Raw genomic sequence first — 21,664 nt, forward strand, 5'->3', positions numbered from 1 at the left:
GAGGAAATAATGGAATCAGTATCATTACAGGCCCGATTTTCATGGCTGGAAGAAGAGATTGCCTATGTTTTGCAGAAAGTAAAAGAAAATCAAAGGATATTTCAGAAGCTGGTTCCCCCAGCAGCAAGTAATCAGCAAATCTATGAACCAGAAGAGAATATTGATTGGACGGCCAGTTTCTGGGTAGGCATGCTGTTTCTGGCTAAAGAAATGAGCGGTTCAGAAGGTTTCGATAAAACGATAGAAAGTCAAATGGATTCTTTTACAAAACGTTTAGAAGAAAGAGTTGAACTGGAAACACATGACATTGGTTTTTTGTATATATTATCAGCAATTGCAGATTATCAGGTGAACAAAAATGAGGCATCCAGACAGCTGGCGATTCAGGCAGCGGACTTGTTAATGGCGCGTTATTCTGAAAAAGCGCAGATTATTCAAGCCTGGGGCAATTTGAACGATCCTGCTGAGGGAGGTCGAATGATTATCGATTGTCTAATGAACCTTCCCCTGCTCTATTTTGCTTCAGCTGCTACCGGTGATGATTCGTATAAAAAGGCAGCCTATGCCCACGCTAAACAAACGCAGCGCTATATTGTGCGTCCTAATTATACAACCTATCACACCTATTTTTTTGATACAGAAACAGGAGCGCCTTTGGAAGGAAAGACTGCGCAGGGCTATTCAGACAGTTCCTGCTGGGCACGGGGACAGGCTTGGGGAATTTACGGATTTACTCTAAGCTACCTTCATACAGGGGATACATCCTTTCTTGATACAGCAAAGCACTTAGCAGATTATTTTATCGAAGAGCTGCCGGAGGATTTAATACCATACTGGGATCTAGTGTTTGATGACGGGAGCGGCGAGGAACGAGACAGCTCTGCTGCAGCCATTGCCGCCTGCGGCTTACTCGAACTGGCTAATCAGCTTCCTCTTTCAGAAGAACGCCGTGCCGTATATCAGAATACCGCTGCAGCTATTATGAGCTCTCTCGCTCAGCACTATACTACGGTGAATCAGCCTCAGTCAAATGGTCTTCTCCTTCACGGTGTTTACGACAAAAACACTGGAAAGGGTGTGGATGAATGTATGATTTGGGGAGATTATTATTACATGGAAGCGCTGATGCGGTTGAAAAACAGCTGGTACAGCTACTGGTAAGGAAACAAAGGGGAAACCCTATAAAATAAAAAATTATATTTGGAGGTCTTGAGATGAAAATGTGGAAAAAAAGTTTGATTGCAGCAGTATTATTAGGGACTGTAGCAGCGCTAACTGCTTGTGGCAGTGGGTCAGATAAAACCGATGGAAGTAAGGATTCAGCTGATAGCGGAGATGTGGAGTTAAAAGTCACGACTTGGAATTATGATACAACACCTGAATTTGAAAAACTGTTTCGGGCATTTGAGGAAGCAAATCCAGGAATTAAAGTAACTCAGGTTGATATTGCTTCAGATGATTACGATACGAAACTGACAACAATGCTTTCTTCAGGAGATACAACAGATATCCTGACAATGAAGAACCTGCTGTCTTATTCAAACTACGCACTGCGTGATCAGTTGGTAGATTTAAGTGATCATATTAAAGATTTAGATACAGAGCCTGCAGCAGCCAGCTATGAAATGTATGATATTGAGGGGCAGACATTTGCACAGCCGTATCGAACTGATTTCTGGGTATTATATTACAATAAAAAAATGTTTGACGAAGCAGGAATTGACTATCCGGATAACCTGACATGGGATGAATATGAAGAGATTGCAGAAAAACTAGCAAAACCAGAAGAACAGGTTTATGGCTCTTATCAGCACACGTGGCGTTCAACGATTCAAGCGATTGCTGCTGCTCAAAATGACGGCGACTTGCTTGAACCGAAATACAGCTATATGCAGGATTACTATGATCGGGCGCTGAGAATGCAGGAAAGCAAGTCACAGATGGAATTTGGAACAGCCAAATCAACAAAAGTAACTTATCAGTCTCAATTTGAAAACTCTAAAACAGCGATGATGTATATGGGCAGCTGGTACATGGGTGCATTATTGACAAATAAAGACGAAGGAAAAACAGATGTGGAATGGGGAATTGCTCAAATTCCTCAAAAGAAAGCCGGCGAAGCAATTGATACCTTTGGATCGCCAACAGCTTTTGCAATCAATAAAAACTCAAAACACCAAGAGGCAGCTCAGAAGTTTCTTGATTTCTGTTCAGGAGAAGAAGGAGCAAAAGTACTGGCTGAGTTGGGCGTAGTTCCGTCTTATAAAACAACAGCTATTGATGATTTGTATTTCTCACGTCAGGGAATGCCTTCTGATGAAGTATCTAAAAAAGCATTTAATCCTGAAAATGTAGCTATTGAATTTCCGGTAGATAAAAACGGACCGGCAATTGATAAGATTCTTCAAGAAGAGCATGATTTAATTATGGTGAATGATGAAACACCAAAAGAAGGAATTGCTAATATGGAAAAACGTGTAAAATCTGAAACCGAGTAAAGAATGAGAGCCGTCTGAAAATCAGTATAGCTGATTTTCAGACGGAGTAAGAAAGGGGGACCGCTGTTGAGCGCTTTTGTTGATAACGCTTGACAGACTAAGCTATGGAGATTACATCAAAAACGAAAGAAGCCGGTAGACTGAAGCGTAAAAATACATTAGTTGCCTGGTCATTTATTGCACCTAACTTTATTGGATTTTTCTTATTTACATTGATTCCTGTCATTTTTTCACTGATTTTGGCATTTATGAGCTGGGATTCTTTTTCTACTCCGGAATTTGTCGGGCTGAAGAATTTTGCTAAAATGCTAAAAGATGATACTTTTTGGATTTCGTTGAAAAACACATTTTTGTATACAATAGGTGTTGTTCCACTAACCTTAATCTGTTCCCTTGGACTAGCAATTTTATTAAATCAGAAGATTCGCGGGATGAAGTTTTTTAGAACAGCGTTCTTCTTTCCTTATGTGACTTCACTGGTTGCAATTGCTGTTGTCTGGAATATGCTGTTTCATCCGACGATGGGTCCAATCAATCAGTTTCTACAGCATTTTATTGCTAATCCTCCAGGCTGGACTTCCAGCTCAGACTGGGCGCTGACAGCTATTGTTATAGTAAGTGTGTGGCGGGGGATGGGATACTATATGATTTTATACTTGGCTGGGCTGCAGAGTATCCCGAAAGAGCTGTATGAAGCAGCATCAATGGATGGCGCAAATAAATGGAAGCAGTTCATGAATGTGACGATTCCATCCCTGCGTTCAACAACCTTTTTTGTCACAATTATGCTGATTATTAACTGCTTCAAAATTTTTGACCTGGTGCAGGTGATGACAGCCGGAGGCCCAGGACGGGCGACCAACGTTTTAGTTTATAATATCTATAACGAAGCCTTTGTAAAATTCAATTTTGGCTATGCTTCGGCGATTGCTATGGTGCTGTTTGTTATTGTACTTTCAATCACAGTCATTCAGTTCAAATGGAATCAGATGAGAGAACGAGTATAAGGAGGAGCAACGAATGGAAGCAACTGTTCAAAAGACAGAAACAAAAGATAAAAAAAAGAAGAAAGACCGGCTAACTATTGGCCGAGTGTTGCTGATTGTTGTTCTAATACTCTTGGCGCTGATTACACTCGTCCCTTTTATCTGGATGGTATCTGCTTCTTTTAAAACAAATAATGATGTGTTTGCAATTCCGATTCAATGGGTACCCAAAGAATGGCATCCAGAAAATTATTCAGTTATTTGGGAACGAATCCCTTTAGTTACTTTTTTCAAAAATACAGCATTTTTAAGTATCATCATTACGCTGATTCAGCTGTTGACTTCCAGCTTTGCAGCCTATGGTTTTTCAAAGATGCATTTTAAAGGAAGAGATATACTGTTTTTAGCATACATCGGAACCATCGCTGTTCCATGGCAGTCTTATATGATTCCTCAGTTTATTATGATGCGGCAATTAGGACTGACTGATACCTTATGGTCACTGGTTCTGCTGCAGGCCTTCAGTGCCTTTGGCGTGTTTCTTTTGAAGCAATACTACAGCAGTATACCAGATGAGCTCTGTGAAAGTGCTCGGATTGATGGTCTGACAGAGTGGGGGATTTACCGGAAAATCATTTTGCCGTTAACTAAGCCTGCGCTGGCTAGTTTAACAATTATCACATTTGTAAATACTTGGAATGATTATATGGGACCGTTTATCTACTTATCTTCTACTGAAAACAAAACGATTCAATTAGGTTTGAAAATGTTTGTCGGTTTATTTGATGCAGAATACGCGCTAATCATGGCGGCTTCGGTTGTATCCATTTTACCAGTAGGGATTGTCTTTATTGCTATGCAGAAATATTTTGTAGAAGGCATCGCGACATCTGGAATGAAGGGATAAGGAAAGGAGAGGAAGGATTATGCTTCGAAAGCAGACATTTGATAATAATATTTACATGAAGCTGTTTCGCTGGGCGTATCTATTTTTGATTAGCAATCTATGTTTTCTTGTGGCAATTTTGCCCTTTTTCTTAGCAGCTTGCCTACTAGCGATAGACATCAGAAATTTACCGTTCTTTCTTCTTGGCTTATTGTGTTTTGGTCCAGCTTTGTCAGCACTTTTCGTTGTCATTAATACATTCAAAGAGGAACAAGAAGTTGAACCAGTCCGCTCATTTTTCAAAGCATATAAGACTTTCGGATTAAGAGGCATGATTTTCTGGCTGCCGTGTTGGCTAGGAGCAATTATTACTATTACCGACAGCTTATTTTTCGCAAAGTTTTCTTATGGTCAGTGGCTGATTCCCTTTTTCTTGCTGCTGCTTTTGATTCTAACTGGCTGGAGTATCCATTGCTTATATTTTCAGGTAAGAAATCCTGACGCCTCCATCAAGAGTGTTGGGCGAATTGCCTTTTACTACACACTGCGGAAATGGTATGCCAGTCTACTGAATATTGTGCTCTTTTCTCTAATGCTGCTGTTGATGATGTTAAAACCGCAATTTGGGTTCATACTAACACCAGCACTTTTTGCGGGTATTATTTATTTAAATGCAGGGAAGCTCCATATGCCTAAGCAGACAGCTGTCGATTAGCGGAAGACTAGTATTTGACAGGCAGTTGCTGAGCAGTACGCTGTTTTGTTCAGCAGTTGTCCAGAGCTTTTGACTTTGATTCCCGGAATTCGTATAATAGTGGACGGGAAAAGGAGTGGAGAATATGCGGAATGAAATGATGCACCGGCCAGTCGTAAAAAAAGAACTGCTTGAATTTATGAGGGAAAAGCAAAAGAAGCTGACAGGAGAGCTGGGTGTAATTGAAGAAGAAGCCCACAAAGATGAAATCCCTGTTATTCCTCATGAAACGGTTGTTTTTCTGCAGTTTCTACTAGGACAATTAAAACCGCAGGCTATTTTGGAAATTGGCGCAGCAATTGGTTTTTCTTCCAGTCTGATGGCGCAATATGTAGGTGAAGACGGGCATGTAACAACGATTGACCGTTTTGATGTCATGATAAGAAAAGCAACGAAAACTTATGAACGTTTAGGTTTGACTGATAAGGTTACTTTATTGGAAGGACAGGCATCAGATATTCTACCTACATTGAATCAACAATATGATTTTATTTTTATGGATAGTGCAAAATCAAAATATATTGAATTTCTGCCGGAATGCCTTAGACTTTTGAAAACGGGCGGAGTGCTGATGGTGGATGATGTGTTTCAAGGTGGTACAATCCTAGAACCTACAGAGGAGATTCCACGAGGAAAGCGGGCTATTCACCGCAAGCTCAACGAGTTTCTGGAAACGGTTATGACACATCCTGATTTAACATCCACGCTTTTACCATTGGGAGACGGTGTTATTTTGATTACGAAAGAAAAAGACAGTATACAATTATAAAAAGACGCGTCCCAAAAGGACGCGCTTTTTTTATCAACGTAGTGTAATCATTTTTTTCAGAGGTTCGGTTCCAAACATCTTTTCCTGATGGAGCAGGATTTCAGCACAGGCTCTGCTGTCCTCTAGTGCATCATGATGATTTTTCAATTGAATATTAAGGTTATCACAAACGGTGTTTAGTTTGTGGTTTGGAAATTCAGGAAACAGCTTCCGGCTGGTTCTGACCGTACAAAGGGATAAATAATTAGGCTGCTCCAAGTGATAGTAATCCAGACAGCCTGCTAGTACACCACAGTCGAAGCCGGCATTGTGAGCAACAACAAGACTATTTGACTGAAAACAATTATGAATCTGCTGCCAGACCTCTGGAAATTTTGGTGCATCGGCAACGTTTTCCGGTCGAATGCCATGAATCTGAATATTTTTCCAGAAAAAATCTGTTTCCGGTTGAATTAGGGAATAGTATTCACCGACGATGCGGCTATTTTCAACTTTTATCAAGGCAACTGAACAGGCACTATGCTTAGCATAACTAGCCGTTTCAAAATCAATTGCGTAAAAATTCATGCTCAGGATCCTTTCCTTGTGTTGTAATATCTATATTATAACCTATTTGTTAATAAAATCATTCAAAAATGAGAAGAATAGAAAAATTAAACATTAATAACAACCTCTACAGGGCAATGATCACTTCCTGTAATAGAGGTGTGAATTGTAGCTGAAGCTAAAGAATCTTGTAGATCTTCTGAAACAAGAAAATAATCAATACGCCAGCCGGCATTGTTTTTTCGGGCGTTAAAACGATAGCTCCACCAAGAGTAGACACCTTCTTGGTCAGGGTAGAAATAGCGGTACGTGTCAATGAAGCCGTCAGCGAGCAAGTCTGAAAATTTTTGTCGTTCTTCAGGTGTAAAACCAGCATTTTTTTGGTTGGTTTTCCAGTTTTTCAAATCAATATTTTGATGGGCAACATTTAAATCACCGCAGAGGATAACCGGTTTTTTCTCTTTTAATTCATCTAAATAGCGGCGGAAAGCATCTTCCCAGGTCATACGGTAATCTAATCTTTTTAATTCATTTTGAGAGTTCGGTGTATAACAGGTAATCACGTAATATTCAGGATATTCAAGTGTAATCACCCGACCTTCAGTGTCGTGTTCTTCAATGCCGATTCCATAGTAGGCAGACAAAGCTTCTTTTTTTGTAAAGATGGCAGTCCCGGAGTAACCCTTTTTTTCGGCGTAGTTCCAATATTGATAGTAGCCTGGCAGTTCGAGCTCTATTTGTCCTTCTTGAAGCTTTGTTTCCTGCAAGCAGAAAAAGTCTGCGTCTAATTCCTGAAAAACGTCCATAAAATTCTTTTTCACAACAGCTCGCAAGCCGTTAACATTCCATGAGATACACTTCATTTTTTTCGCTCCTTATATTCATTCTTTTAAATAGTCAATTTATCTGCTGAACCAAGAACAGCGGTGTTATTAGCTTTTCGGTTTTTTATCAATAGGAAACTAGCTTTAAAAAAGAAAGTAATTGAAAGTCCTGCAGCGAGCATTCCAAATAGTAAAATAGCTGGTTTATCCATTAGCTGCAGAAAGGCAGACAAATTTCCAGTATACTTATGTAACTGTGACTTAACCACAAATACAAAAATATCAGCTGCCAGCATCAACAATAACCAAGAACCGAAAAAATACATCCGATAATTCATTTTATTTCTCAAATTTCTGCTCCTTTATAAGCAATATATTCCGATTATACCACTATTATTGTAGTAGAAAAGGAAAGTTTGTTTTAAGATAAGAAGAGAAGTTAAAAACAGGAGACTTTTCAGTTAGGTAGTAAGTCCTTTATTTTGATACCCGCCATTGAAAGGTGTGTTTTCAACAAGTATAGTAATATTAGTATAAAAGTGTAATGATTGTCTAACAGTGACAGTATATATTGAGGAGGATATTTTATGAAAATCGGTGTAATTGGATTAGGAAACATTGCTCAAAAGGCTTATCTACCAGTCTATAGCGAACTAAGAGATGAAGGAGAATTTATCCTTGCAACAAGAAATGAAAAGACTAGACTGAAACTGAAAGAGAAATATGGTTTTCAGCATGTTGTTGAAACGATTGATGAGCTGATAACAGCTGGAATTGAAGCTTGTTTTGTTCATGCAGCAACAGAAGTCCATGTGGAAATCGTAGAGAAGCTATTGAAAGCTGGAATTCATGTATGTGTGGATAAGCCGTTGAGCGAACATCCTGCTGAGGTTAAACGGTTAAAGGCATATGCAGATGAACAACAGCTGATTTTAATGATTGCCTTTAACCGCCGTTTTGCGCCTTTGGTATCCGAATTGAAAGATATTGAAGATAAAAATCTAATTTTACTGCAGAAAAATCGAATAGATGCGCCAGGAGAAACTGGATTTATGATTTATGATCTATTTCTTCATCTTGTGGATACTGCTGTCTATCTATTGGATAATCCAATTCAGCAGATACAGTCTAAAATTATTGAGGAAGAGGGACAGCTGCAGCGGGTCTTTTTACATCTGGAAACAGAGACAACCACTGCTATCTGTTCTATGGATTTAAGGTCTGGAGCGAATACGGAAAGCTATCAGGTAACCGCACCCCAAGGGACATATACCTTGGATAATTTGACCGATTTAACGATTCAAAATACTGCCGGAATTCGAAAACAAGGATTTGGCGACTGGGAAACAACCTTGGATAAACGGGGCTTCGCTCCCTTGATCAGAGCATTTATTCAGGGAATCAAGCAAAAAGATACCACAGAACTAAAGCAAAATGATGTATTATTAAGTCACGAGCTGTGCGGAGAGATGCTGAGGAAGCATCAGCGTCACATACTCTGAAACGTTCAGTGGATGAAAACGTACAGAAAATCTACTATTATAAAAGCAAGACATATTTGAAAAGATGCTTTGCTGATTGAAAGACTGAATCAAATGTTCTAGCTGGATTTATATAGAAAGTTTCTTATCGTCATGCTAGAATAATAGAGATATTCGTGAGAAAGGAAACGACGTTTAATGGATAAAAGGAAGATTCAACAGGCGCTGCCGGAGACGACAATTTTATTTGATGAGCCTTTAAAAAATTTCACCTTCACCAAGACTGGCGGGCCGGTGGATATGCTGGTTTTTCCAAAAACAAAAAAAGAAGTACGACAGGTCATTCTTTTTTGTAAGGAGAATAACATTCCCTGGCTAGTACTAGGCAACGCTAGTAATTTGATTGTTCGCGACGGAGGTATTCGTGGTGTTGTTCTAATGCTTACAGAGATGAATCAAATCAATGTTAGTGGAGAAAAGATAGTTGTTGATGCCGGAGCAAAACTTATTGATACAACGTATGAGGCATTAAAAAACGATTTGACCGGTTTTGAGTTTGCCTGCGGTATTCCTGGAAGTGTCGGCGGAGCTGTGTATATGAATGCCGGCGCTTATGATGGTGAAATCAAAGATGTCTTTGAAAAAGTTGATATTCTGCTGCCTGACGGAGAATGCCGTACACTGAGGAATGAAGAGATGAATTTTTCCTATAGACACAGTGCTGTACAAGACATGACTTGTATCATTTTACAGGCAGAATTCTCTTTGGAAAAAGGCAATCATGCGCAGATTAAGCAGCGCATGGATGAGTTGACAGAGCTGAGGCAATCAAAGCAGCCGTTGGAATATCCCTCATGCGGCAGCGTGTTTAAACGCCCGGCAGGACATTTCACAGGGAAGCTGATTCAGGATGCTGGCTTACAAGGGCTGAAATGGGGCGGTGCTCAGATTTCAGAGAAGCATGCAGGCTTTATTGTAAATATAGATCAGGCAACCGCTACAGACTATGTAGAGCTGATAGCTCATATCCAAGAAGTAATCAAAGAAAAATTTGATGTTGTTTTAGAAACAGAGGTTCGGATTATTGGTGAAGAAGTTCTGTAAAGGATCTGTAAATCAGGCTATAATTGATTGAAACGTATTTTACAAGTCGTTTTTTAGAAGGATACCAAAGTAGGAGAGGAACAGCTTTGCTCCTAAATAGAACCAGAGAGCAAGCCGCCATTCAATGAACAAGAGTCTAAAACGGTAAGAACAAAAATATTCCCATCGAAAATAAGCAAAAATTCACGAAAATGTGAGAAGTACCTAGTAGGAATCAGTCAACTTCGACTGGCTTCTATTCGTGTCCCTGTCATTTTCGTGAATTTCTGTTTATTTTTTTTAGATGAACCCTTTTATCTTATTTGCTTCTTTCTATTTAAAAACCTAGCCACTCCATAAATGTATGTTCTTCCTTTTCATCATTATCAAAGTCAATCAATGCGTCATGCTCATCATGTTCTTTAAAGTTACTTACTACATAACTTTTGATCTCTTCTTTATTTAGTTCCTTTTCTGCTGCTTGAGACACTACTCCTAAACATGCGATTGCTCCAATTATTCCTACCATTACTTTTGTTTTCATCATTTTTTTCTCCTCATCATATTGTTTTATTTTTTGGTTAATCCTATTTAAAAACCTAGCCACTCCATAAATGTATGTTCTTCCTTTTCATCATTATCAAAGTCAATCAATGCGTCACGCTCATCGTGTTCTTTGAAGTTATTTACTACATAGCTTTTAATCTCTTCTTTATCTAGTTCCTTTTCTGCTGCTTGAGACACTAATCCTAAACACGCTACTGCTCCAAGTATTCCTACCATTACTTTTGTTTTCATCATTTTCTTTTTCTCCTCATCTATTGTTTTATTTTTTGGCTAATCCTATTTAAAATCCTATCCATTCAAAAAATGTATGTTCTTCCTTTTCATCATTATCAAAGTCAATCAATGCGTCACGCTCATCGTGTTCTTTGAAGTTATTTACTACATAGCTTTTAATCTCTTCTTTATCTAGTTCCTTTTCTGCTGCTTGAGACACTAATCCTAAACACGCTACTGCTCCAAGTATTCCTACCATTACTTTTGTTTTCATCATTTTCTTTTTCCCCTTATCTATTGTTTTGTTTTTGTTCGTTACTGTAACTCATTGTTTTTATTTTAAAAATGGGACTTTTTTCTTTATCTGTTCTTTTAATACCACAAATAATTCTGTCATCACTGTCTCTGCCTGCCGCATATCAACTGAAGAATCCTCTACAATGAAGCTGGTAATTGCCTGCATATTTTTACTTGATGTTCTTGTGAGATTTCTTTCACAATATCTTTCGTAGCTTTTGATAATGGCTTCGCACGTTTGCCAATCGATTTGACTTCTTTCTGAGATAGTGTTCATTGTTTGTACATAATTCATTATGTTTTCCTCCTAATTTCCAAGACCGACTGTCTGTCGTTTTAAGAGCATTTTTTTCCTCAACTTCTGTTGAGGTTAGGTGGGTAATCAACTTTTTTGATTTTAGACTGACTGTCGGTTTGTTTATGCTTTTATAATAAACTGTATTTTTTATTTTGTCAACAAAAAATTCATATTTTTTTGTACACACGTTTAAATAATGATTAAATACCACCGCAATAGGCTTATTCCAAAGATTTTATTCTTAAAATTGCAAGAAATTATTTTTAGTTTAAAAAGTTTTTTAGAGTATGTTTGAAAACACTAGTGTTGATAATATTCGAGTGTGTGACAGGACTCGTTGGCAGAAATAGTCGCTGATGTGCTGCATAAGTATCCTTTTCTAGGCTACCGCAATTACCCGTAGAAATCTCATATGCTCGGGCACGCGCTAGTGATTTTAAAACGTTAAAAAAGCAGGCCTGAGTTTGATAAGGTGCATCAAACTCAGGCCTGCTTTTTTAGAAGGCGTATTATCTACTCTTTAGTTCTATTGTTGTTTCTTAATTTTCGTTGTTTTTCAAACCTTCCATCTCAACGACCTTGAAGTTCTTTCTTTCCAGCTGTTCAACAATGAGCGCACAGGTTTCTTCTGTTGTGCCAGAAGGAAGAGTAATCAATGTTCTGCGGATAAAATCACCCTTACCAATATCTAAAGTGATACAGCTTGCAATGCTGCTGTGCTTTGCGATAATTTTAGAGATAGCTGCTAAATCCCCCTGCTTGCCAGTTGAAGCAATTGTCAAAACGTAGCTGCCTGTCTCAATATTCCAAGACTGTGCCAGAATATTCAGTAGTGTGCTGTGAGTCAAAATACCGTAAAAGTGATTGTTTTCATCGAGAACAGCAATATACGGTAATTCTTTAATAGTAAAGAAAACCTTGAAAAATGATGTATTGACATAAATGAACTTTGTTGCATTTTTCAAAAGATAGGTAACCGGCAGGCTCATGTCGCCACCGTTTGCTTTATGTCTATAGATATGCATTTTATAGATATTTCCACGGAAGATTTTTCCTGATTCATCAAGAATTGGTACGCAGCGGTAGCCGGACTCTTCCAATATGTTTAAAGCTTCTTCTAACGTACAGGATTCATTTACTGTAGTAAGATTTTTCTTTTTTAAAACAACAGATTTTAATAACATAGCTAAACCTCCTTAAATTGTATGTTTCGGACAAATTAATAATACCATATCTTGAAAAAAAACAATAGTAGACAGAGAGTTAAGGTGGATAAAAAAACAGAGAACTGTACCTGCTGATTAAAAGAGGAAAGATTGACTTTTGAGAGAAATGATGCTATTCTTAGTAGTGATTTTGTGAACAGAGGAGGAAAGTTGATGGCGGTAAAGAAAGCAGCACTTGCCTGTTCCGTTTGCGGCTCCCGTAATTATTCTAAGGCGGTAACCGAAGGAAAACGCGGAGAGCGATTAGAGGTCAAAAAATTCTGTAAATATTGTGGACAGCATACATTGCATAAAGAGACAAAGTAAGTATTGGAGGGGTAAAAATGAAGTTTTTAAAAGGCGTAAGAGATGAAATGAAGAAAGTAACTTGGCCGTCAAAAAAACAACTGCGTAAAGATACCTTGATTGTTATTGAAACAACAGCAATCTTTGCAGCGCTATTTTTCGTGATGGATACAGCGATTCAGGCTATTTTTGGTTTGATTCTTCGTTGATTCCAACTGGTATTTTTCATTGGTGAATGGTATACTGGTTGTGGTAAAGAAAAACTTCGGGAAAGCTGAGGTTTTTTTATTTTTCTTAAAAACAATTAATTTAACTATATAAATCCTGTAAAAGATTCTGCGCACATAGAGTGACCTTTGCCTATCACAGATAGTGAAGGTCATCTCCAGATATCTCGTTTCTTTAACAGAATTTATATATAAAGGAGCTTGAACAGGAATGGAATCCTACGAAAAAAATTGGTACGTGCTGCATACGTATTCCGGCTATGAAAACAAAGTAAAGGCGAATATTGAATCTCGTGCTCAAAGTATGGGTATGGGGGATTTTATTTTTCGTGTCGTTGTTCCGGAAGAAACAGAAACTGAAGTGAAAAACGGTAAAAGTAAGGAAATTGTCCATAAGACGTTCCCAGGTTATGTACTTGTTGAGATGGTCATGACGGATGATTCATGGTATGTTGTACGTAATACGCCAGGAGTAACAGGATTTGTTGGTTCCCATGGTGCAGGAAGCAAGCCGGCGCCATTGCTGCAGGAAGAAATTAATCATATTTTACGTTCTATCGGCATGAGCACTCGCCAAAATGATTTGGAAGTTTCAATTGGTGAAACTGTCCAAATCATTGAAGGAGCCTTCTCTGGATTAGAAGGAGAGGTAACAGAGATTGATGAAGAAAAACAAAAACTAAAAGTTAATATTGATATGTTTGGCCGTGAAACAAGCACAGAGCTGGATTTTGAACAGGTAGATAAAATCTAAGTTGAATAAAATCATAAAGCTTGGAATAAAATCAGAGATTTTCTGATTTTATTCCAAGCTTTTTTACTAGCGTTAGAAAAACTGTATCATTTAACTGAGGAATCGAGTGTTGCTTTGGCTATGATAATCCCAGAGACAGGATTTTTTACCAGTGTAAAATGTTATAGAGTAAAAAGGGTGCCCTTAAAATAAAGTGGACATCTTTTTTATTGGTAAAGTAATTATAAAATTTTTATGAGTTATAAATTCAGTAATATCAAGGAATAGTGAGAGAGGATTTAGCTTCACGAGCGGCTGTTTTTAATAATAAGTCGAGTCGGCCTATTGACAAAAGGGCATCATATGTTTGACTCGTACTCGTTTTTTGAGAGTGTTTATCCATTTCTTTTTCAATATGCAAAAGAAATCTCCAGATACTTACCAATAAAATTATTTTGTAGAATAATGTACGGTTTTTAACTATATAAAAAAGAAGTTTCTATTTTTTGTCAGATGATTTCAGTTGGTTATTAATGTTCGTGTTTATCCTTTGTATATCAAGATGATTGTGAACGAAAAAAATGTAGTTAGTTATATGTTGCTAAAAGTTGGTTAAACTAGATTTGCATAGGGGCTGAATCTGAAAAAAATGAATTTTTAATGATAAAATTTTGTTTGGATTTGAACTTATTAATAGAAAAAGCGAACAAAATATTTATGTTATATTTGTGAATTGAATAGATTACGCATTTTTGCTAATAAAGATAATTTTTTTATTGTAAATGTTCGTGTTTTTAATTATAATATTATAGAAAAACGAATAAGGAGAGATGAAATGAAACGGAATGTTCCGTATTTAATCGTAACACCAGGTGTTATTTTGCTATTATTTTTTATGATTGTACCATTGGTAAACAGTATCTGGCCGACCATTTTTACAGATGCAGGAGCGAGTGTAAAACCTTATACGGATTTTTTGACGGATGATTATAATCTGAAAATCTTTATTCGTACGATACGGGTATCGGTAATCGTGACTTTAATTTCTGCAGTTTTAGGTATTCCAGCAGCCTATTATATTGCAGGAGTCAGTAAAAAATGGAAGAGTATTTTAATGGCAATGACGATGTTTCCTTTGCTGACGAATTCTGTTATCCGCAGCTTTGCCTGGATAAATATTTTAGGGAAATCAGGTGTAGTTAACAATGTATTGTTAAGCTTGGGAATAATTGATCAGCCTCTAACTTTATTGTATACAGAATTTTCAATTATTGTCGGTTCGGTCTATCTTTTTCTGCCTACAATGATTATGACTTTAGTTGGGGTCATGGAGAATATTGAATCAGAGACATTAGAAGCAGCTGAAACATTAGGTGCCAGTCCGTTTAAAGCCTTTTATAAAATAGTTTTGCCGCTGTGCACACCAGGCGTGATTGTTGGGAGCATACTGGTTTTCACTGGAACAATGACAGCCTATACAACGCCACAGCTGCTAGGCGGAAATAAAAATATGCTGCTGGCAACCTTCCTTTACCAAAAAGCGTCAACTCTGGGAGACTGGACCTCTGCAAGTGTAATTGCTTTGATTATGATTGTGACGACGTTGATTGTGAACAAGGGATTAAATATTATAGCGGCTCGTTTAGATAGAAGGGAGTTAAAGAATGCGTAAACAAAAAGGAATGACTCTGATTGCGGTTTTGGTTTTTGCTTTTCTATTTCTACCGTTAGTGGTCATCGTTGTGACTTCTTTTGGCAAATCAGCTACCATCCAGTTTCCAATTAAAGAATTTTCTCTGGACTGGTATCAAAAGGCGCTGACCTCTGACACATTTATGGGCAGCTTTAAGCTGAGTTTGACAATTGGTATTGGAGCTACGCTTCTTGCGCTTCTGGTTGGCGTTCCAACTTCGTATGCACTATCACGTTATAACCTTAAAACTAAGAATATTCTAAAGAGCTTCTTTCTTTCACCGACGATGATTCCCGGTATTGTAGTGGGCTACTCTCTCTTTCAGTTTGTAGTAATTCAGCTTCGCCTACCGGTAATGCAGGGGCTTTTGATTGGTCATTTTCTAATCAGTCTGCCGTATATTATCCGCGTAGTAGGTTCAAGCATGGAGCAACTGGATTTTTCTATTGAAGAAGTGGCGTGGACGCTAGGATGTACTAGGGCTAGGGCGTTTCTACAGGTTGTTTTGCCAAATGTATCTTCTGGAATTTTTGCAGCATTTATGTTGGCTTTTGTGAATTCCTTCAATAATGTTCCTGTCTCGATGTTCTTATCAGGTCCAGGTGTGACAATGCTGCCGACTTCATTACTGAGCTATATTGAATACACCTATGATCCAACGGTATCAGCTATATCAGTAATGATTATGCTGCTGACGATTTTGCTGATGTTTGTTATTGAAAAAACCTTGGGGCTGGCCTCTATCGCCTAGTAAAAAAGCTTTATGCCTTTATAAATAAAATGGATGATTACTGAATATAGGAGGAAGAATGTGAGCTTTGTAAATTTAAATAAGATTCGTGTCAGTTATGATGGGAAACAAAATATATTGGAAGACTTAAATATTTCGATGGAAAAAGGTGAGCTGGTTTCTTTGCTAGGACCTAGCGGCTGTGGGAAAACAACTACGCTGCGGGTAATTGCCGGTTTGATTTCACCGAATGACGGTTCGTTTAAGCTGGATGATCAAGAGCTTGTAAAAGTACCGGTGCATAAGCGGAATTTTGGCATGGTTTTTCAAAGCTATGCGTTATTTCCTCATTTGACGATTACAGAAAATGTGGCTTTTGGTTTGAAGCTTCGCAAAGAAAAGAAAGAAACAATAAACGAAAAAGTAGCAGCTATGCTGGAAATATGCGGGTTGGGTCATTTGGGTGACCGCTATCCTAAACAGTTGTCGGGCGGTCAGCGTCAACGGGTAGCCTTAGCACGTGCCTTGGTAATTGAACCTAAGCTGCTTTTACTGGATGAACCCCTGAGTAATCTGGATGCGAAGCTGCGTGTGCAGATGCGGATTGAAATTAAGAGAATTCAACAGCAGCTGGGAATTACAACGGTTTTTGTTACACATGATCAAGAAGAGTGCTTTTCAATCTCTGATAAAGTAGCGGTAATGAATAATGGGGTTATCGAACAATACGATACGCCGGAAATAATTTACCGCAGCCCTAAGACGAAATTTGTGGCTCATTTTATAGGCTTTGAAAATTTCTTTGCTGTAGATTGGGTAGCAGAAGGTCGCTATCAGGCAAAAGGCAATGTTTTTGAAACTAGTTATAAACAGCAGCCAGCTGACAAAATCGTTGCAACCATTCGCCCGGAGGATATTGAAATTGCTTCGGAAGCTGAAGTCAATTGTGTTGATGGACAAGTAGAAGTACGAACATTTTTGGGAAAAAGCTATCAATATGAAGTTGTCACTTCTCTAGGTAAGTTTCTAGTTAACGGTACGGATAAACAAATTTATGAAGCAGGCGATACAATCGTACTGCACTTTCCAAAGGAAAAAATTGTTCTTTTGGAAGATAAATAAAAAAATTAAAAGTGAAAAGAGGAAAAAGTTGTGAAAAAACGTTTTGCATTAGGTTCATTGGTATTGGCGAGTGTATTAACTTTAGCAGCCTGCGGTGGGGGCAGCTCAGACGGCTCTTCAACAGACAAAAAGGCATCCAAAGATTTAGTTGTATCAACCTTCGGCTTAAGTGAAGATATCGTAAAAAGTGATGTAATGGCGCCTTTTGAAAAAGAGTTTGACGCTAAAATCACAATGGATGTAGGAAATAGCGGAGACCGTTTCAACAAGCTGGTAAGTAATCCGACAGGCATTGATGTGATTGAGTTGGCGCAGGCAAATTCTGCAGATGGTGCCTCTAAAGAGTTGTTTGAAAAGCTTGATGAGAAAAAAATTCCGAATGTAGCGGAATTGACCGATGGAGCTAAGGAAGTGTTCGACAGCGGTGCAGGTGTTCCCATAGCTGTTAACAGTGTAGGAATTGTTTATGATAAGGAGAAGGTCGGTAAAGAAATCAAAGACTGGTCAGATTTATGGGATGCATCTTTGAAAGGAAAAATCTCTATTCCTGAAATTACAACAACTGCCGGTCCATTGATGATGTATATTGCCAGTGACTACAGCAGCCAGGACATCACGAAGGATGATGGGAAAGCAGCCTTTGATGCATTGGAAGAGCTGAAGCCAAACATTGTTAAAACTTATGCAAAATCTTCTGATTTGGCGAACATGTTTCAGGCAGGAGAAATTGAAGCGGCAGTTGTAATGGACTTTGCCTATGATATTATCAAGGGAGAATCTGATACGATTGAGTATGTGGTACCGGAAAGCGGCACCTATGCAAACTACAACACAATTAATATTCCTAAAGAAGCTGCCAACAAAGAGCTGGCATACGAGTTTGTAAACTATAGAATTAGTGCGGATTCACAAAAGGCTAAAGCGTTGTCGCTGAACGAGGCACCAACTGTCAAAGGTGTTGAGCTGACAGAGGAAGAAGCAGGCAATATGACGTATGGAGCAATTGCAGACCGTGCCAAAACAGTGGATTTTGATTTTGTTAATGGCCAGCTGACAAATTGGATTGACCAGTGGAATCGATTGATTAATCAATAAAAATATGAAATGACTGGGACGGAAGTGAAGTTCCAGTCATTTTTTTAGAATGAATACAGCTCTAGGGAACGAAAAAATTAAAATGATTTACTGCAGCACCTCAAGGAAGAATCTACTGAAAAAACGTTTCGAAAAAAGTTATAATTGATAAACCGACAATAAAGTGAGGCGTAGAAAAAAATGAACATAGATCTATTAGTTAAAAATGTACAGGCTTTTAATACCATAAAACAGAAATTTGAAAAAAAGAATGTTGCCATTAGCGGAGAGAAATTTTACTACATAAGTGCTCAAGAGCTGGATTCGCTGAATCCGGAACAGGTTATTGAAGGAAACGGCCGCTACATGATACCGGGACTAATTGATATCCATATGCACATTGAAAGCTCAATGACAACGCCGACTATTTTCTCAAAGTCCGTTCTACCGTTTGGCGTAACAACGGTTGTAGCCGATGCACATGAGATGGCTAACGTTTTTGGTATTGACGGCTTAACTGAGTTTATGGCAGCAGACACGGAGGTGGATATTTTTCATGCAATTCCATCTTCTGTTCCTTCCACCACTCCTGAGCTGGAAACCACTGGAGGAATCATCGGGCTTGCGGAAACTGCTGAGCTGTTGGAAAATCCTAAAATTGTTTGTCTTGGAGAAGCAATGAATTTCAAAGGGATTGCGAATGAGCCGGAGTCTTTGATTCGGCAAATTATCGATCTTTGTCGTGAAAAACGACCAACAATGCCTCTAGAAGGACATTGTCCTAAAATTTATGGTGAAGATTTGGCAGCATTTCTTTATAGCGGTATTTCTTCCGATCATACCCACCAGTTTCCTGACTCTTTGGCTGAAAAAATTGAAAGCGGCATGTTTATTCAATTTCAAAATAAGTCCATTACACCAGAAAATATGGCAGTGATTGTTGACAACAATTATTATGAGTTTGCTTGTATCATTACCGATGATGTAATGGCGGATGATCTTTTAAAAGGTCATCTAAATGAGAATTTGAAAAAGGCTGTTCAAGCAGGTTTGCCGCTGGAACAGGCAATTTATATGACGACTTATACACCAGCTCGGCGAATGGGCTTTAATGATAGAGGAATGATTGCGCCTGGAAAATTGGCAGATTTTATCTTATTAGAGGATTTAGAAAGCTTTGCTATTGAGTCGGTTTATAAATCAGGGAAGCGTATGTATACTAAAGGCGATAAAGTTAGTTATCCAGCTAAAATAGAGGAGTTTCCGCCGTCGTATTTGAAATCAGTCAAATGTAGAAAGCTAACTGCCGCAGACTTGAAAATTCCGGTTAAAACAGAAAAAAGCAGCGTTCGCTGCAATGTCATTCAAAAGCAGGAGATTGGAACCTTTACAGAGCGCATCACAAAAGAGCTGCCAGTTAAGGATGGATTTTTAGATTGGGAAAATTCAGACTGCGCATTGCTTGTTGTTATGGAACGTTACGGTAAGAATGGCAATATTGCCTATGCCTTGATGGAAGAACCTATCAAGGAAAATGGCAGTATCGGGACAACTTGGGCTCATGACCATCACAATGTTATGGTTATGGGAACGACCAGCGAGGCTCTTCTTAAAGCTCAGCATGAACTGCTGGCTATGCAGGGGGGCTATGTAGTAGTCGGTGAACAGGAAACACTGGCGGTATGTCCATTGCCTATCGGCGGTATTTTATCCCAGGTACCCATTGAAGAATTAGGGACGGCACTTCAAAACGTTCGCCAAGCAATGCAGCAGCTGGGCTACAAGAATATGAATGAAATTATGTCCTTCTCTACGTTGTCTTTACCAGTTTCACCAGCAATCAAAATGACAGATAAAGGAATGATGAATACTAGAACACAGGAATTCTATCCATTAGTGTTCCCGGAAGACGGTGTAATAGGATGAGTACGCTAATCACAAACGTTCATATACTGACAATGGATAACCAGATGAAAGAGTATAAAAACGGCTATGTTTTGGTAGAAAAGGAGCAAATTGTCGCGATAGGAGACTGGCAGCATCAGCCCTTGGATGCGGACGAGGTGGTCGACGGCAATGGAGGACTGCTTCTCCCAGGATTTGTTAATACCCATACACATGTTGGAATGATTCCTTTCCGTTCATTAGGAGATGATGTGCCGGACCGGCTGCGCCGTTTCTTGTTTCCTTTAGAAGCTTATATGACAAAAGAGCTTGTTGGAGCCAGCAGTGCTTATGCTATCAGTGAAATGCTATTAAGCGGTGTAACCAGTTTTTGTGATATGTATTATTTTGAAAATCAAGTTGCTGAGGTTTGTGATAGCTTTCAAGTACGAGCGCTAGTTGGGGAAACAGTCATTGATATGCCTACCTGCGATAGCGAACAGCCGTCTGGCGGTATAGAGTATTGCAGGGAATTTCTGCCAAGGTGGAAAAATCATCCGTTGGTTACGCCTGTAATTGCTCCCCATGCACCAAACACGAATACCTATAAAGGATTGGAAAAAATTGTCGCTATGAGCGAGCAGCATCAAGTTCCTATAACAATGCATGTGGCTGAAATGGATTATGAGCTAAAAGAACTAAGTGATCGTTATCAACAGACTCCATTTGAACTTTTAGAGCAAATTGGCTTTATGAACCGTCCTTTTATCATGGCGCATTGTATTCATGCAACGGATGAAGATATTCTGCTGACAGCAGGCTATAGGGAGAATGTGAAAGTCGCGCATTGTATTGGCGCAAATACGAAATCAGCAAAAGGTGTCGCTCCTGTTAAAAAGATGCTGGCAGCCGGTCTAAGCGTTGGGTTAGGAACAGATGGCCCCAGCAGTGGGAATACGTTGGATTTGTTTACACAAATGAAGTTATTTGCCAATTTTCATAAAACCTGGGAGCTGGACCGGGCGCTATTTCCAGCGAAAGATATTGTTCGGCTGGCGACTAGAGGAGGTGCTGAGGTACTGAATCTCAAAGATACTGGTATAATTTCAATTGGTAAGAAAGCGGATTTTATCATAGTTGAAACACAGTCAATCAATATGTTCCCGTTGTTTGATCCATATTCTGTGCTGGTGTATTCGGCGAATGCCTCAAATGTTCAGCATGTCTGGGTAAATGGAAAGCAGCTGGTGAAAAATCATCAGCTTGTTAATCATGACTTGAGGGAGATTAAGGCAAAGCTATATGAGCAAATGAGCGGTTTTGTAGTAGAAGCTAAAAAAAGAATGTAGGAAAGCGGATAGAAAGAATAAATAAGAATAAAGTGACTCTTGAAAAGGTTCATCCACAATCTGAGAATCTGTGGAAAGAAATAAACTTCTCCTCTGTTATGATCAGCTCCACGAGTTGGTAATTTTTGCCATTGAGGAG

At 38.7% G+C, this 21,664-nt stretch carries 25 protein-coding genes; 17 read left to right on the forward strand and 8 right to left on the reverse strand.

The window, feature by feature from the left end:
* The first annotated feature begins 9 nt into the window (after positions 1-9).
* The 6 genes from AC1Z3K_RS02895 (at position 10) to AC1Z3K_RS02920 (ending at position 5,893) form a co-directional block, all read left to right on the forward strand.
* A complete protein-coding gene (locus tag AC1Z3K_RS02895) occupies positions 10-1,161 on the forward strand; it encodes a glycoside hydrolase family 88 protein (RefSeq protein ID WP_426083937.1) in 1,152 nt (383 codons plus the stop codon).
* 53 nt (positions 1,162-1,214) lie between these two features.
* Positions 1,215-2,498, forward strand: a complete 1,284-nt coding sequence (locus AC1Z3K_RS02900) for an ABC transporter substrate-binding protein (protein WP_426083935.1) — start codon at positions 1,215-1,217, stop codon at positions 2,496-2,498.
* Between the two features lie 104 nt (positions 2,499-2,602).
* Entirely contained in the window at positions 2,603-3,505 is a 903-nt protein-coding gene (locus tag AC1Z3K_RS02905) for a carbohydrate ABC transporter permease (RefSeq protein WP_426083933.1), read from the forward strand.
* A 13-nt stretch (positions 3,506-3,518) separates the two neighbouring features.
* Positions 3,519-4,391, forward strand: a complete 873-nt coding sequence (locus AC1Z3K_RS02910) for a carbohydrate ABC transporter permease (protein WP_461731801.1) — start codon at positions 3,519-3,521, stop codon at positions 4,389-4,391.
* Positions 4,392-4,410: 19 nt separating this feature from the next.
* Positions 4,411-5,085, forward strand: coding sequence for a DUF624 domain-containing protein (locus AC1Z3K_RS02915; RefSeq protein WP_426083929.1), 675 nt, complete (start codon positions 4,411-4,413; stop codon positions 5,083-5,085).
* Between the two features lie 124 nt (positions 5,086-5,209).
* A complete protein-coding gene (locus AC1Z3K_RS02920; RefSeq protein ID WP_461731802.1) occupies positions 5,210-5,893 on the forward strand; it encodes an O-methyltransferase in 684 nt (227 codons plus the stop codon).
* A gap of 33 nt (positions 5,894-5,926) precedes the next feature.
* On the opposite strand, the gene AC1Z3K_RS02925 is transcribed toward AC1Z3K_RS02920, so the two are convergent.
* From AC1Z3K_RS02925 to AC1Z3K_RS02935, 3 genes are all read right to left on the reverse strand, one after another.
* Positions 5,927-6,460 carry a 3'-5' exonuclease gene (locus AC1Z3K_RS02925; protein WP_461731803.1) on the reverse strand — a complete coding sequence of 178 codons (534 nt, stop codon included), beginning with the start codon at positions 6,458-6,460 and terminating at the stop codon, positions 5,927-5,929.
* An 86-nt stretch (positions 6,461-6,546) separates the two neighbouring features.
* The gene (locus tag AC1Z3K_RS02930) at positions 6,547-7,302 is read right to left on the reverse strand and encodes an exodeoxyribonuclease III (RefSeq protein WP_461731804.1); all 756 of its coding nucleotides are present in this window, start codon (positions 7,300-7,302) and stop codon (positions 6,547-6,549) included.
* 26 nt (positions 7,303-7,328) lie between these two features.
* Positions 7,329-7,613 (reverse strand): hypothetical protein, encoded by a 285-nt coding sequence (locus AC1Z3K_RS02935; protein WP_426083921.1) that lies wholly within the window; start codon positions 7,611-7,613, stop codon positions 7,329-7,331.
* Between the two features lie 237 nt (positions 7,614-7,850).
* On the opposite strand from AC1Z3K_RS02935, the gene AC1Z3K_RS02940 reads away from it, so the two are divergent.
* Together AC1Z3K_RS02940 and murB are read left to right on the forward strand one after the other, a co-directional pair.
* Positions 7,851-8,765: a Gfo/Idh/MocA family protein gene (locus tag AC1Z3K_RS02940; protein ID WP_426083919.1), complete on the forward strand. Its 915-nt coding sequence runs from the start codon at positions 7,851-7,853 to the stop codon at positions 8,763-8,765.
* A 177-nt stretch (positions 8,766-8,942) separates the two neighbouring features.
* Positions 8,943-9,848 (forward strand): UDP-N-acetylmuramate dehydrogenase, encoded by a 906-nt coding sequence (murB, locus tag AC1Z3K_RS02945; protein ID WP_461731805.1) that lies wholly within the window; start codon positions 8,943-8,945, stop codon positions 9,846-9,848.
* A gap of 316 nt (positions 9,849-10,164) precedes the next feature.
* Here murB and AC1Z3K_RS02950 read toward each other — a convergent pair whose 3' ends face one another.
* From AC1Z3K_RS02950 to cbpA, 5 genes are all read right to left on the reverse strand, one after another.
* Entirely contained in the window at positions 10,165-10,371 is a 207-nt protein-coding gene (locus tag AC1Z3K_RS02950; protein WP_461731806.1) for a hypothetical protein, read from the reverse strand.
* 47 nt (positions 10,372-10,418) lie between these two features.
* Complete coding sequence (locus AC1Z3K_RS02955; RefSeq protein WP_461731807.1) at positions 10,419-10,628, reverse strand: hypothetical protein; 210 nt, start codon at positions 10,626-10,628, stop codon at positions 10,419-10,421.
* Between the two features lie 46 nt (positions 10,629-10,674).
* A complete protein-coding gene (locus AC1Z3K_RS02960; protein ID WP_461731808.1) occupies positions 10,675-10,884 on the reverse strand; it encodes a hypothetical protein in 210 nt (69 codons plus the stop codon).
* A gap of 57 nt (positions 10,885-10,941) precedes the next feature.
* Positions 10,942-11,199 (reverse strand): hypothetical protein, encoded by a 258-nt coding sequence (locus tag AC1Z3K_RS02965; RefSeq protein WP_461731809.1) that lies wholly within the window; start codon positions 11,197-11,199, stop codon positions 10,942-10,944.
* A gap of 542 nt (positions 11,200-11,741) precedes the next feature.
* Complete coding sequence (gene cbpA, locus AC1Z3K_RS02970) at positions 11,742-12,386, reverse strand: cyclic di-AMP binding protein CbpA (RefSeq protein WP_461731810.1); 645 nt, start codon at positions 12,384-12,386, stop codon at positions 11,742-11,744.
* 195 nt (positions 12,387-12,581) lie between these two features.
* On the opposite strand from cbpA, the gene rpmG reads away from it, so the two are divergent.
* From rpmG to AC1Z3K_RS03015, 9 genes are all read left to right on the forward strand, one after another.
* On the forward strand, positions 12,582-12,734 hold the full coding sequence (gene rpmG, locus AC1Z3K_RS02975; RefSeq protein ID WP_426083906.1) for a 50S ribosomal protein L33: 153 nt from the start codon (positions 12,582-12,584) through the stop codon (positions 12,732-12,734).
* Between the two features lie 17 nt (positions 12,735-12,751).
* Positions 12,752-12,922: a preprotein translocase subunit SecE gene (secE, locus tag AC1Z3K_RS02980; protein ID WP_426083904.1), complete on the forward strand. Its 171-nt coding sequence runs from the start codon at positions 12,752-12,754 to the stop codon at positions 12,920-12,922.
* A 229-nt stretch (positions 12,923-13,151) separates the two neighbouring features.
* A complete protein-coding gene (gene nusG, locus AC1Z3K_RS02985) occupies positions 13,152-13,694 on the forward strand; it encodes a transcription termination/antitermination protein NusG (protein ID WP_426083902.1) in 543 nt (180 codons plus the stop codon).
* Positions 13,695-14,508: 814 nt separating this feature from the next.
* Complete coding sequence (locus AC1Z3K_RS02990) at positions 14,509-15,345, forward strand: ABC transporter permease (RefSeq protein WP_426081148.1); 837 nt, start codon at positions 14,509-14,511, stop codon at positions 15,343-15,345.
* Positions 15,338-16,117: an ABC transporter permease gene (locus AC1Z3K_RS02995; protein WP_426081147.1), complete on the forward strand. Its 780-nt coding sequence runs from the start codon at positions 15,338-15,340 to the stop codon at positions 16,115-16,117. Before AC1Z3K_RS02990 ends, AC1Z3K_RS02995 begins: the two co-directional genes overlap by 8 nt.
* A gap of 60 nt (positions 16,118-16,177) precedes the next feature.
* Positions 16,178-17,218, forward strand: a complete 1,041-nt coding sequence (locus tag AC1Z3K_RS03000) for an ABC transporter ATP-binding protein (RefSeq protein ID WP_461731811.1) — start codon at positions 16,178-16,180, stop codon at positions 17,216-17,218.
* Between the two features lie 30 nt (positions 17,219-17,248).
* The gene (locus AC1Z3K_RS03005) at positions 17,249-18,313 is read left to right on the forward strand and encodes an ABC transporter substrate-binding protein (RefSeq protein WP_426081145.1); all 1,065 of its coding nucleotides are present in this window, start codon (positions 17,249-17,251) and stop codon (positions 18,311-18,313) included.
* A 180-nt stretch (positions 18,314-18,493) separates the two neighbouring features.
* On the forward strand, positions 18,494-20,218 hold the full coding sequence (locus AC1Z3K_RS03010) for an adenine deaminase C-terminal domain-containing protein (RefSeq protein ID WP_461731812.1): 1,725 nt from the start codon (positions 18,494-18,496) through the stop codon (positions 20,216-20,218).
* Positions 20,215-21,525: an amidohydrolase gene (locus AC1Z3K_RS03015; RefSeq protein ID WP_461731813.1), complete on the forward strand. Its 1,311-nt coding sequence runs from the start codon at positions 20,215-20,217 to the stop codon at positions 21,523-21,525. Before AC1Z3K_RS03010 ends, AC1Z3K_RS03015 begins: the two co-directional genes overlap by 4 nt.
* The last annotated feature ends 139 nt before the right edge of the window (positions 21,526-21,664 follow it).

This window comes from Enterococcus sp. LJL128, from assembly GCF_056924295.1.

Coding starts and splice junctions, on each gene's coding strand:
- AC1Z3K_RS02895 (WP_426083937.1), top strand. CDS start 10: ATGGAATCAGTATCATTACAGGCCCGATTTTCATGGCTGGAAGAAGAG.
- AC1Z3K_RS02900 (WP_426083935.1), top strand. CDS start 1,215: ATGAAAATGTGGAAAAAAAGTTTGATTGCAGCAGTATTATTAGGGACT.
- AC1Z3K_RS02905 (WP_426083933.1), top strand. CDS start 2,603: ATGGAGATTACATCAAAAACGAAAGAAGCCGGTAGACTGAAGCGTAAA.
- AC1Z3K_RS02910 (WP_461731801.1), top strand. CDS start 3,519: ATGGAAGCAACTGTTCAAAAGACAGAAACAAAAGATAAAAAAAAGAAG.
- AC1Z3K_RS02915 (WP_426083929.1), top strand. CDS start 4,411: ATGCTTCGAAAGCAGACATTTGATAATAATATTTACATGAAGCTGTTT.
- AC1Z3K_RS02920 (WP_461731802.1), top strand. CDS start 5,210: ATGCGGAATGAAATGATGCACCGGCCAGTCGTAAAAAAAGAACTGCTT.
- AC1Z3K_RS02925 (WP_461731803.1), bottom strand. CDS start 6,460: ATGAATTTTTACGCAATTGATTTTGAAACGGCTAGTTATGCTAAGCAT.
- AC1Z3K_RS02930 (WP_461731804.1), bottom strand. CDS start 7,302: ATGAAGTGTATCTCATGGAATGTTAACGGCTTGCGAGCTGTTGTGAAA.
- AC1Z3K_RS02940 (WP_426083919.1), top strand. CDS start 7,851: ATGAAAATCGGTGTAATTGGATTAGGAAACATTGCTCAAAAGGCTTAT.
- murB (WP_461731805.1), top strand. CDS start 8,943: ATGGATAAAAGGAAGATTCAACAGGCGCTGCCGGAGACGACAATTTTA.
- AC1Z3K_RS02950 (WP_461731806.1), bottom strand. CDS start 10,371: ATGAAAACAAAAGTAATGGTAGGAATAATTGGAGCAATCGCATGTTTA.
- AC1Z3K_RS02955 (WP_461731807.1), bottom strand. CDS start 10,628: ATGATGAAAACAAAAGTAATGGTAGGAATACTTGGAGCAGTAGCGTGT.
- AC1Z3K_RS02960 (WP_461731808.1), bottom strand. CDS start 10,884: ATGATGAAAACAAAAGTAATGGTAGGAATACTTGGAGCAGTAGCGTGT.
- AC1Z3K_RS02965 (WP_461731809.1), bottom strand. CDS start 11,199: ATGAATTATGTACAAACAATGAACACTATCTCAGAAAGAAGTCAAATC.
- cbpA (WP_461731810.1), bottom strand. CDS start 12,386: ATGTTATTAAAATCTGTTGTTTTAAAAAAGAAAAATCTTACTACAGTA.
- rpmG (WP_426083906.1), top strand. CDS start 12,582: ATGGCGGTAAAGAAAGCAGCACTTGCCTGTTCCGTTTGCGGCTCCCGT.
- secE (WP_426083904.1), top strand. CDS start 12,752: ATGAAGTTTTTAAAAGGCGTAAGAGATGAAATGAAGAAAGTAACTTGG.
- nusG (WP_426083902.1), top strand. CDS start 13,152: ATGGAATCCTACGAAAAAAATTGGTACGTGCTGCATACGTATTCCGGC.
- AC1Z3K_RS02990 (WP_426081148.1), top strand. CDS start 14,509: ATGAAACGGAATGTTCCGTATTTAATCGTAACACCAGGTGTTATTTTG.
- AC1Z3K_RS02995 (WP_426081147.1), top strand. CDS start 15,338: ATGCGTAAACAAAAAGGAATGACTCTGATTGCGGTTTTGGTTTTTGCT.
- AC1Z3K_RS03010 (WP_461731812.1), top strand. CDS start 18,494: ATGAACATAGATCTATTAGTTAAAAATGTACAGGCTTTTAATACCATA.
- AC1Z3K_RS03015 (WP_461731813.1), top strand. CDS start 20,215: ATGAGTACGCTAATCACAAACGTTCATATACTGACAATGGATAACCAG.